Below are 10,018 nucleotides of genomic sequence, written 5' to 3' on the forward strand. Positions count from 1 at the left end.
GTGGTGGGGGTCTCCGCGGGGGTGCCGNNTGTGTGGTCGGTCGCGGTGTGGTGCCGGTGGCGGCGGGAGTCCTCGGGTTCGAGGGGTATGGGGGAGCCTCGGAGGGGTTCGTCGGCGGTGCGGGGCAGGGTGAGGCGGAACTGCGAGCCGCCTCCGGGTTCGCCCCAGGCCTGGAGCCAGCCGCCGTGGAGGCGGGCGTCTTCGAGGGCGATGGACAGGCCGAGGCCTGTGCCGCCGGTGGTGCGGGCGCGTGCGGGGTCGGCGCGCCAGAAGCGGTTGAAGACGCGGGTCGCCTCGCCGGGTTTGAGGCCGACTCCGTAGTCGCGTACGGCGACGGCCACGGCGCCGCCCGCGGCGGCGAGGCGTACGACGACGTCACGGCCTTCGCCGTGTTCGACGGCGTTGACGACGAGGTTGCGCAGGACGCGTTCGACGCGGCGGGCGTCGGCTTCGGCGATGACGGGCTGCTCGTCGCCGACGACGCGGATGCGGCCGCCCTTGTGCTCGGCGAGGGGCCGTGCGCCGTCGATGACGCGGCGGACGACGTCGCGGAGGTCTATGGGCTCGGCTTCGAGGGCGGCGGCGCCGGCGTCGAAGCGGCTGATCTCGAGGAGGTCGGCGAGGAGGGACTCGAACCGGTCGAGTTGGTCGCCGAGGAGTTCGGCGGAGCGGGCGGTGACGGGGTCGAAGTCCTCGCGTGCCTCGTGGATGACGTCGGCTGCCATGCGGACGGTGGTGAGGGGGGTGCGCAGTTCGTGGGAGACGTCGGAGACGAAGCGGCGCTGCATGCGGGACAGGTCCTCCAGCTGCTGGATCTTGTGCTGGAGGTTCTGGGCCATCTTGTTGAAGGCTTCGCCGAGGCGGGCGATGTCGTCCTCGCCGGTGACCTTCATGCGTTCCTGGAGGCGTCCGGCGGAGAGGCGTTCGGCGACGCCGGCGGCCATGCGGACGGGGGTGACGACCTGGCGTACGACGAGCCAGGCGATGGCGCCGAAGAGGACGACGACGAACAGCCCGGCGGTGGCGATGGTGGTCTTGACGAGGGTGAGGGAGGCCTCTTCCTGCGTGAAGGGGAAGAGGTAGTACAGCTCGTAGGTGTTGCCTTCGACGTCGTTGAGGCGTTTGCCGATGACGAGGCCGGCCTCGGAGTCCTGGCTGTCGGCGTAGTGGATGCGGGTGTAGGTCTGGAAGGTCCCGGTGCCCTGGGCGACTGCTTCGCGGAGGGCGACGGGGATGCTCTCGACTTCGACGCCTCCGGAGGCGCGGGCGCCGCGGCTGGGCGCGGTGCCCGCGGAGTCGGAGCTGAGGGCGACGACGTCGAAGGCGCCGGCGCCGCCGCTGGCGAGCTGGACGACGAGGTCGGAGCGCCAGTTGAGGAGGGAGCTCGAGGGGGTGCCGGTGGTGTCGCCGCCGGTGGGGGCGGAGCCGGTCGCGGCGCTGGCCTCGTCCTGGGCGGCGGAGAAGCCTCCTGCGGCCTGGCTCTGCGCGGCTCGTTCCTTGGCGTCGAGGAGGCCGTTGCGGACCTGGCCGATGACGACGAATCCCAGCAGCAGGACCACGCCGAGGGACATGAGGAGGGTGGCGACGACGACGCGGAGCTGGATGTTGCGTCGCCACAGTCGCAGGGCGGGCAGGAGGGGGCGGCGGATCCAGCGTGCCAGGAGGCGGAGCACCGGGCCGCCCGGTGCTCCGTCCCGGAGGATGCGTCCGCCGTGGAGGAGGCGGCCCAGACGGGTGGGTCGGTGTCCGGGTCCGGCAGCCCGCCCCGTACGGACTCCCGGCTTCCCGGGCTTCGGAGCAGTGCTGCCTCGGGTCATGTCAGTTCGGTCCCGCCTTGTAGCCGACGCCGCGGACGGTGACGACGATCTCGGGTCGTTCGGGGTCCTTCTCGACCTTGGAGCGCAGGCGCTGGACGTGGACGTTCACCAGGCGCGTGTCGGCGGCGTGGCGGTAGCCCCAGACCTGTTCGAGGAGGACCTCGCGGGTGAAGACCTGCCACGGTTTGCGGGCGAGCGCGACGAGGAGGTCGAACTCGAGGGGGGTGAGCGCGATGGACTGCCCGTCCCGTTTCACGGAGTGCCCGGCGACGTCGATGACGAGGTCGCCGATGGTGAGCTGTTCGGGTGCGGGCTCTTCGGACCTGCGGAGACGTGCCCGGATGCGGGCGACGAGCTCCTTCGGCTTGAACGGTTTGACGATGTAGTCGTCGGCGCCGGATTCGAGTCCGACGACGACGTCCACGGTGTCGCTCTTGGCGGTGAGCATGACGATCGGCACGCCGGATTCGGCGCGGATGAGCCTGCACACCTCGATGCCGTCCCGTCCGGGCAGCATGAGGTCCAGGAGCACCAGGTCGGGTTTGGTCTCCCGGAACGCGGCGAGCGCCTTGTCGCCGTCCGCTACGAACGACGGCTCGAACCCTTCACCACGCAGCACGATCCCGAGCATCTCGGCCAGTGCGGTGTCGTCGTCGACGACAAGGACGCGTCCTTTCATAATCGACATCATCCCATTAGCTCATCGTTACCTGACATGACCTGGCACACAGCTCTGCGATTCCTCCCGCGGTCACCGGCGAGACCACTCCCGCCTCGGTGACGATCGCGGTCACCAGTTCGGGGGGTGTGACGTCGAACGCCGGGTTGTAGGCGCGGGTTCCCAGCGGTGCGACGAGTGTGCCGCCGCTCGCGCCCGCCGTGACCGCCCCGGCGGCGGGCGGGGCCGTGAGCTGCGTCACTTCGCTTCCCGGTCGTTGTTCGATCTCGATGGACGCGCCGTCGGGCGTACCGGGGTCGATCGTGGTCAGGGGCGCGACGACGACGAACGGCACGTGGTGGTACCTGGCGAGGACGGCGAGGGGGTACGTGCCGATCTTGTTGGCGACGGATCCGTCGGCGGCGATCCGGTCCGCACCGACGAGGACGGCGTCCACCTCGCCGGCCGCGAACAGGGATCCGGCGGCGTTGTCGGTGAGCAGGGTGGCGGTGAGGCCGTTGCGGGCGGCCTCGTACGCGGTGAGGCGGGCGCCCTGGAGGAGGGGCCGTGTCTCGTCGATCCACAGCCGTCGCAGCCGCCCGGCCCGGTGGGCGGCGAGGGCGACGGCGAACGCGGTTCCCTCTCCGCCGGACACCAGGGCGCCGGTGTTGCAGTGGGTGAGGATGCGGTGGCTCCCTCCGGGCAGCAGTTCGTCGAGGAGGGCGAGGCCGCGGGAGGCCATGGCGGCGCTGGCTTCCGCGTCCTCCCGATGGATCCGCCGGGCTTCGGTCAGGGTCGCCTCGGCGGCTTCCTGCAGGGTGGCGCCCCTCTCTGCGGCGGCCCGGTGGGCGGCGAGGGCCCTTCGAACGCCGTACGCGAGGTTGACGGCGGTGGGGCGGGCCTCGGCGAGCTGGGCCGCGGCCTCTTCGACGTCGTAGCGGCGGGCTGCGGCGAGCGCCACACCGTAGGCGCCGGCGATGCCGAGGAGGGGCGCGCCGCGCACGGCGAGCGTCTGGACGGCGTGGACGAGGGCCGGCACGTCGGTGCAGACCAGCTCGACTTCCTCGGCGGGAAGCCGGGTCTGGTCGAGAAGTATCACGACGGGGCCTTCGGGGGGTTCCGCCCAGCGGAGGGCCAAAGGTGCGGGCGGTCGGCCGCCGGGGTCCGTTCCTGCGTACTGATCAGCCATTCGCCCAGTCTGCCCGCTGCCGGGGGGACAATGAAGGTGTCATGACGGGTGGCCGGGTCACCGGGGCCCTGGGTCCGGGGCGGCCGGCCCGTGGCACGATGGCTGCCGACCTGCCGCTCTGCGGGCGGCGGGGCGCTGTGACCGAGCCGGCTCGACGAGCGGGCCCCGCGACCAAGCCACGAGGTGGACGACCGTGAACGACTCTCCGGGCTGGGCCTCGCCCGGATCGCCCTCCCCGGCCGACGACCAGGGTGCCGGTTCGCCCCGCCCGGCCGGTGAGCAGGGCGGTCCCGCTCCGAAGTGGTCGGGGAACCAGCCTCCCCCCGGCCAGTGGACGCCGTCGCCGCCCCAGCCGGGCGGCCCGGTGCCGCCCGCGCCCGGCTGGGGCGGCGGCCCGTACGGCGGCTGGGCGCAGCCTCCGGCGCCGAAGCCGGGGGTGATCCCGCTGCGTCCGCTGGGCGTGGGCGAGATCCTGGACGGGGCGGTGTCGACGCTGCGGGCGCACTGGCGGACCGTTCTGGGCATCACGCTCGCCGTGTCGGCGGTGGTGCAGCTGGTGCAACTCCTCCTGCAGCGGTACGTACTGCCGCGGCAGCCGACGATCGACCCGAACGCGAGCCCGTCGGAAGTCCTGGAGCAGGCGGGTGAGTCGCTGCGGGTGAGCATGCTCTCCGCGGCTCCGTCGGTGCTGCTGGGGCTGATGGCCACCTTCGTGACGACGGCGCTGTTGACGTTCGTGGTGAGCCGGTCGGTGCTGGGCCGCCCGGTGACGTTCGGCGAGGTGTGGCGGGACGCCCGGCCGCGGCTCGTGCCGCTGCTGGGCCTGATGCTCCTCCTTCTGCTGATGATCGTCGGCATCATGGTGGCGGGTGTCGTTCCGGGGCTGCTGGTCGGTTCCGCGGGGGGTGCGCTCCTGGTGTTCCTCGGCGGTCTGGCCGCCCTGCTCGTGATGTGCTGGCTGATGGTGCAATTCAGCCTGTCGTACTCGGTGGTGATGCTGGAACGCCAGGGCGTGATGGCCTCGCTGCGGCGTTCCGCGAAGCTGGTGCGGGGCTCGTGGTGGCGGATCTTCGGCATCCTCACCCTGACGGCGCTGCTGATGGTTCTGATCGCGATGATCGTGGCGATCCCCTTCACCCTGCTCGCGTTCGCGGTCGGCGACGGGGGCATGGGCGGCGCGCTCTCCGGTGGCGCTCCCCGGTACGACTGGGCGTTCCTGATCACCTCGGCCGTCGGTGGCGTCGTCGCGTCCGCGATCATGTACCCGATCTCCGCTGGCGTGTCGGTCCTCCTCTACGTGGACCAGCGCATCCGTCGTGAGGCCCTCGACCTCGAACTCGCCCGTGCGGCGGGGGTGCCCGGCTACGGCTCCGCCTCGCCGGGCGGCACGACTCCCGGGAGCTGATGCGGTGCCGGTCACGGGGGGAGCGACGGTGGTGGGGCGGAGCGCCGCGAACGGTGACGGACCGCCGTTGGACGTACCGCGGGAACCCGCCCGCGAGGCGGCGGAGCGAGAGCTGTCCAAGCCCGTGTACGGCGAGGACGAACGAAACATCCTGATGCGCGCCATGGACGCCTTCTTCGACTGGTTGGGCGACCTGTTCGACGCGGCGTCCGGGGCCACCCCGGAGGGGTGGGTGGGCCTCGCGGTGATCACCGCCGTCGTGGTGGCTCTGATCGGTGCCCTGTGGTGGCGGCTCGGCGCGCCGCGCCGGGTGTCGGCGTCGGCGGACTCGCTGTTCGACGCGGCGCCGCGAACGGCCGACGACCATCGCGCGGCCGCCGACCGCCACGCCGCGGCGGGACGCTGGAACCAGGCCGTACAGGAACGGATGCGCGCCCTGGTGCGCTCCTTGGAGGAACGCACCGTGCTCGACCCGCGCCCGGGACGCACGGCGGACGAGGCGGCCGCGGAGGCGGGCCGGGTACTGCCCGCGCACGCCGACGGGCTGCGCGCCGCCGCCCGTGAATTCGACGACGTCACATACGGCGGCCGCACCGCCGACCAGCACGCGTACCAGCGCCTGAGGGCTCTGGACGCCGCGGTGCTGCGGACCGGGCCCCAGTGGGACGACACCTCCCGGAGAGCCGCCCGATGACCTCCACCGGCACCTCCCTGTCGCGGAGCCCCGCCCAGGTCTGGGCACGCGTGCGGGGTGTCCTGTTCGCCCTGACGCTGGTGGTCGTCACGGCCGTCCTCCTGGCCCTGATGCGCGCCGGTGAGCAGCACGGCCGCCTCGACCCCCGTTCCGCGGACCGCAACGGCAGCCGGGCGATCGCCGAACTGCTGAAGGAACGCGGGGTGTCGCTCCGGATCGCCACCACCCTCGACGAGGCCACCGCCGCGGCCGGCCCCGACTCCACCGTGCTGGTCACGGCGCCCGACCTGCTCGACCGTGCCCAGCGGAAGGCCCTGCGCGGCACGATCGACACCTCGGGCGCCCGGACCGTTCTCCTCGCCGCCGACACGTCCCTCGGCACCCTGGCCCCCGGTGTGACGGCGAAGCTCCCCGACACGGTCCGCGCCCTGCAGCCGGGCTGCGACCTGCCCGAGGCCCGCCGGGCGGGCTCGGTGAGCCTGGGCGGCGTGCGGTACGCGGCAGCCGGTTCCGCCTCCGCGGACGCCTGCTACCTCAGCGACGGCCTGCCGACGCTGCTCCGGCTGGACAACTCCGCGGGAGGCGACACGGTCCTCCTCGGGGCGGCGGACCTGCTGTTCAACGCACACCTCGCCGACGAGGGCAACGCGTCGCTCGCTCTGCAACTCCTCGGTTCCCGTGATCATCTCGTCTGGTACCTTCCCTCGCTCTCCGATCCGTCCGCCGCCGGTGGCGGTGACGGCTCCGACCATGGGGACCGGACCGAGAAGGACTTCCTCGACCTGATCCCCTCGGGCTGGCTGTGGGGGACATCGCAGCTCGCCCTGGCGGCGGTTCTGGCCGCCGTCTGGCGCGCCCGCCGCCTGGGGCCGCTCGTCACGGAACGGCTCCCGGTCGCGATCCGCGCCTCGGAAGCGACGGAAGGCCGCGCCCGTCTGTACTTCCGCGCCAACGCCCGCGACCGCGCCGCCGCAGTACTCCGTTCGGCGGCCCGCGGCCGTCTCGCTCCCCTCGTGGGCGTCCCGTCGAGGGAAGCCCACTCCCCCGACGCCCTGCTTCCCGCCCTGTCCGCCCGCCTGACCGGCGAGACCGGCGACCTGCGGGACCTGCTGTTCGGCCCGCCCCCCTCCGACGACGCCTCACTCGTCCTCCTGACGAACCGACTCGACGCCCTCGAAAGAGAGGTACGCACCTCATGAGTGCCCCGACCCCCGAGACCGCCGAGGACTCGGCCCGCGCCCGCGCCTCGCTGGAAGCTCTGCGCACCGAGATCGCCAAGGCCGTGGTCGGGCAGGACTCCGCTGTCACCGGGCTCGTCGTGGCCCTGCTCTGCAGGGGCCACGTCCTCCTGGAGGGTGTGCCCGGTGTGGCCAAGACACTGCTCGTGCGTGCGCTCGCCGCGTCGTTGGACGTCGACACCAAGCGCGTCCAGTTCACCCCCGACCTGATGCCGAGCGATGTGACGGGCTCACTCGTCTACGACACGCGAACCGCCGAGTTCTCCTTCCAGCAGGGTCCGGTGTTCACGAACCTGCTCCTCGCCGACGAGATCAACCGGACACCACCGAAAACCCAGTCCTCACTCCTGGAAGCCATGGAGGAACGGCAGGTCACGGTCGACGGCACACCCCGTCCACTGCCCGAGCCGTTCCTGGTGGCGGCGACGCAGAATCCCGTCGAGTACGAGGGGACCTATCCCCTCCCCGAGGCCCAACTGGACCGGTTCCTCCTGAAGCTGACGGTTCCCCTGCCGTCCCGCGAACACGAGATCGACGTGTTGACCCGCCACGCGGAAGGCTTCGACCCCCGCGACCTGAGGGCTGCAGGCGTGCAGCCGGTCGCCGGTGCCGCAGACCTGGAGGCCGCTCGCCGTGCGGTCGCCCGCACCTCGGTTTCCGCCGAGATCGCCGGCTACGTCGTGGATATCTGCCGTGCCACGCGTGAATCCCCCTCGCTCACTCTCGGCGTCTCCCCCCGAGGCGCCACCGCCCTGCTCTCCACCGCCCGCGCCTGGGCCTGGCTCACGGGTCGGGACTACGTCATCCCGGACGACGTGAAGGCCCTCGCCCTTCCCACGCTCCGGCACCGTGTCCAACTGCGACCCGAAGCGGAGATGGAAGGCGTGACGGCCGACTCCGTCATCAACTCGATCCTCGTCCACGTTCCCGCGCCGTCGCTGAGGCAGTGACCTGACCCATGGCCCTCACCGGACGTACCGTGCTCCTGGCCGCCATCGGCTCGCTGCCGATCGGAATTCTCGCCCCCAGCTGGACGGGAATGCTGGCTGTCAACGCCCCCCTGTCCCTCGCAATTCTGTGCGACTACGCGCTGGCTGCGCCAGTGCGAACGCTACGGTTCACTCGAAGTGGTGACACATCTGTTCGGCTCGGTGAGAGCGCTCAGGTCCACCTCCTCCTGGAGAACCCTTCGCGGCGCCGCCTGCGCGCGGACATCCGGGACGCATGGCCGCCGAGCGCCTGGCCGACGGAAACCGACCAGGCGGTCTCCCGGCACAGACTGACGGTTCCCGCAGGAGAACGACGCAGGTTGACGACCCTGCTGCGGCCTACACGCCGCGGTGACCGGATGGCGGAGCGGATCACGGTCCGCTCGTACGGGCCTCTGGGTCTGGCGGCCCGCCAAGGCAGCCACCGCCTGCCGTGGACGGTTCGCGTCCTGCCTCCGTTCACCAGCCGCAAGCACCTGCCGTCCAGGCTCGCGCGGCTTCGGGAGCTGGACGGCCGGACGAGCGTGCTGACACGAGGTGAGGGCACCGAGTTCGACAGCTTGCGCGAGTACGTTCCGGGAGACGACACCCGGTCCATCGACTGGCGGGCCACGGCACGCCAGTCGAACGTCGCGGTTCGTACATGGCGACCCGAACGGGATCGGCACCTGCTGCTCGTCCTGGACACGGGCCGTACATCAGCGGGCCGTGTCGGAGACGTTCCTCGCCTGGACGCGGCAATGGACGCGGCCCTGCTACTGACCGCGCTCGCTTCACGCGCTGGTGACCGGGTGGACCTACTGGCGTACGACCGTCGTCTCCGCGCCCGTGTGCAGGGCCGGGCAGCAGGGGACGCCCTGCCGGCGATGGTCGACGCCATGGCGACGCTGGAGCCGGAGCTGGTCGAGACGGATGCCCGTGGCCTGAGCGCTGCGGCACTGGCCCGCGCCCCGCGACGTTCGCTGGTCGTCTTGCTGACGAGCTTGGAGGCGGCACCGATCGAAGAGGGGCTTCTCCCGGTCCTGCCGCAGCTCACACAACGGCACACAGTCGTGGTGGCCTCCGTCTCGGATCCGCACGTGGACGAGATGGCGAAGTCGCGGGGCACGGCCGAGGCGGTGTACGAGGCCGCCGCCGCAGCACAGGCAGCAGACCAGCGGCGCCGTACGGCGGAACAACTCGAGCGGCACGGCGTCACCGTCGTCGACGCCAGACCCGAGGACCTCGCACCGGCGCTCGCCGACACGTATCTCGCGTTGAAAGCGGCAGGACGCCTTTGAGAGGGGAGAACGACCAGCTCGTGAGGCACCTTCGAAAGGTGCCTTCGAAATGGTCTGGAAATGCGGAAAGCCCCGCACCATGAGGTGCGGGGCTTTCCCGAAGAATTGTTCGGCGGTGTCCTACTCTCCCACAGGGTCCCCCCTGCAGTACCATCGGCGCTGAAAGGCTTAGCTTCCGGGTTCGGAATGTAACCGGGCGTTTCCCTAACGCTATGACCACCGAAACACTATGAAGATATGAACTCGACCGGCCCACACAAGGGGGGAGTTCGTTACTTCAGAACTGACACAGTGGACGCGAGCAACTGAGGACAAGCCCTCGGCCTATTAGTACCGGTCAACTCCACCCATCACTGGGCTTCCATATCCGGCCTATCAACCCAGTCGTCTACTGGGAGCCTTACCCTCTCCAAGGAGGTGGGAACACTCATCTCGAAGCAGGCTTCCCGCTTAGATGCTTTCAGCGGTTATCCCTCCCGAACGTAGCCAACCAGCCATGCCCTTGGCAGGACAACTGGCACACCAGAGGTTCGTCCGTCCCGGTCCTCTCGTACTAGGGACAGCCCTTCTCAATATTCCTACGCGCACAGCGGATAGGGACCGAACTGTCTCACGACGTTCTAAACCCAGCTCGCGTACCGCTTTAATGGGCGAACAGCCCAACCCTTGGGACCGACTCCAGCCCCAGGATGCGACGAGCCGACATCGAGGTGCCAAACCATCCCGTCGATATGGACTCTTGGNNTCA

At 71.0% G+C, this 10,018-nt stretch carries 7 protein-coding genes, 2 rRNA genes and 1 pseudogene (1 of these 10 running past the window's edge); 5 read left to right on the forward strand and 5 right to left on the reverse strand.

Annotation, left to right across the window (positions count from 1 at the left end; translation table 11 throughout):
• Window positions 1-29: 29 nt before the first annotated feature.
• The 3 genes and pseudogenes from mtrB to mtnA form a co-directional block, all read right to left on the reverse strand.
• Window positions 30-1,817 (reverse strand): annotated as a pseudogene (gene mtrB, locus MW084_RS10530) (MtrAB system histidine kinase MtrB); the annotation flags it as partial.
• A gap of 1 nt (window position 1,818) precedes the next feature.
• Window positions 1,819-2,508 carry a two-component system response regulator MtrA gene (gene mtrA / locus MW084_RS10535; protein WP_187703247.1) on the reverse strand — a complete coding sequence of 230 codons (690 nt, stop codon included), beginning with the start codon at window positions 2,506-2,508 and terminating at the stop codon, window positions 1,819-1,821.
• A gap of 4 nt (window positions 2,509-2,512) precedes the next feature.
• The gene (gene mtnA, locus MW084_RS10540) at window positions 2,513-3,664 is read right to left on the reverse strand and encodes an S-methyl-5-thioribose-1-phosphate isomerase (RefSeq protein ID WP_010473966.1); all 1,152 of its coding nucleotides are present in this window, start codon (window positions 3,662-3,664) and stop codon (window positions 2,513-2,515) included.
• A 193-nt stretch (window positions 3,665-3,857) separates the two neighbouring features.
• Between mtnA and MW084_RS10545 the strand changes: the two genes are divergently transcribed.
• The 5 genes from MW084_RS10545 to MW084_RS10565 are packed head-to-tail and all read left to right on the forward strand — an operon-like array spanning window position 3,858 to window position 9,270.
• Window positions 3,858-5,069: a DUF7847 domain-containing protein gene (locus MW084_RS10545; protein WP_010473965.1), complete on the forward strand. Its 1,212-nt coding sequence runs from the start codon at window positions 3,858-3,860 to the stop codon at window positions 5,067-5,069.
• A 4-nt stretch (window positions 5,070-5,073) separates the two neighbouring features.
• Window positions 5,074-5,763: a DUF4129 domain-containing protein gene (locus MW084_RS10550; protein ID WP_050986842.1), complete on the forward strand. Its 690-nt coding sequence runs from the start codon at window positions 5,074-5,076 to the stop codon at window positions 5,761-5,763.
• The gene (locus tag MW084_RS10555) at window positions 5,760-6,962 is read left to right on the forward strand and encodes a DUF4350 domain-containing protein (RefSeq protein WP_010473963.1); all 1,203 of its coding nucleotides are present in this window, start codon (window positions 5,760-5,762) and stop codon (window positions 6,960-6,962) included. Before MW084_RS10550 ends, MW084_RS10555 begins: the two co-directional genes overlap by 4 nt.
• On the forward strand, window positions 6,959-7,951 hold the full coding sequence (locus tag MW084_RS10560; RefSeq protein WP_010473962.1) for an AAA family ATPase: 993 nt from the start codon (window positions 6,959-6,961) through the stop codon (window positions 7,949-7,951). The genes MW084_RS10555 and MW084_RS10560 overlap by 4 nt, the downstream gene beginning before the upstream one ends.
• An 8-nt stretch (window positions 7,952-7,959) precedes the next feature.
• On the forward strand, window positions 7,960-9,270 hold the full coding sequence (locus MW084_RS10565; protein WP_010473960.1) for a DUF58 domain-containing protein: 1,311 nt from the start codon (window positions 7,960-7,962) through the stop codon (window positions 9,268-9,270).
• A 107-nt stretch (window positions 9,271-9,377) separates the two neighbouring features.
• Here the strand turns inward: MW084_RS10565 and rrf are convergent.
• Both rrf and MW084_RS10575 read right to left on the reverse strand, forming a co-directional pair.
• Window positions 9,378-9,494: ribosomal RNA gene (gene rrf, locus MW084_RS10570) — 5S ribosomal RNA — on the reverse strand.
• Between the two features lie 83 nt (window positions 9,495-9,577).
• Window positions 9,578-10,018 (reverse strand): 23S ribosomal RNA (locus MW084_RS10575); it runs 2,672 nt beyond the window's last position.

Source organism: Streptomyces sudanensis, assembly GCF_023614315.1.
GTDB classification, from domain to species: Bacteria; Actinomycetota; Actinomycetes; order Streptomycetales; family Streptomycetaceae; genus Streptomyces; species Streptomyces sudanensis.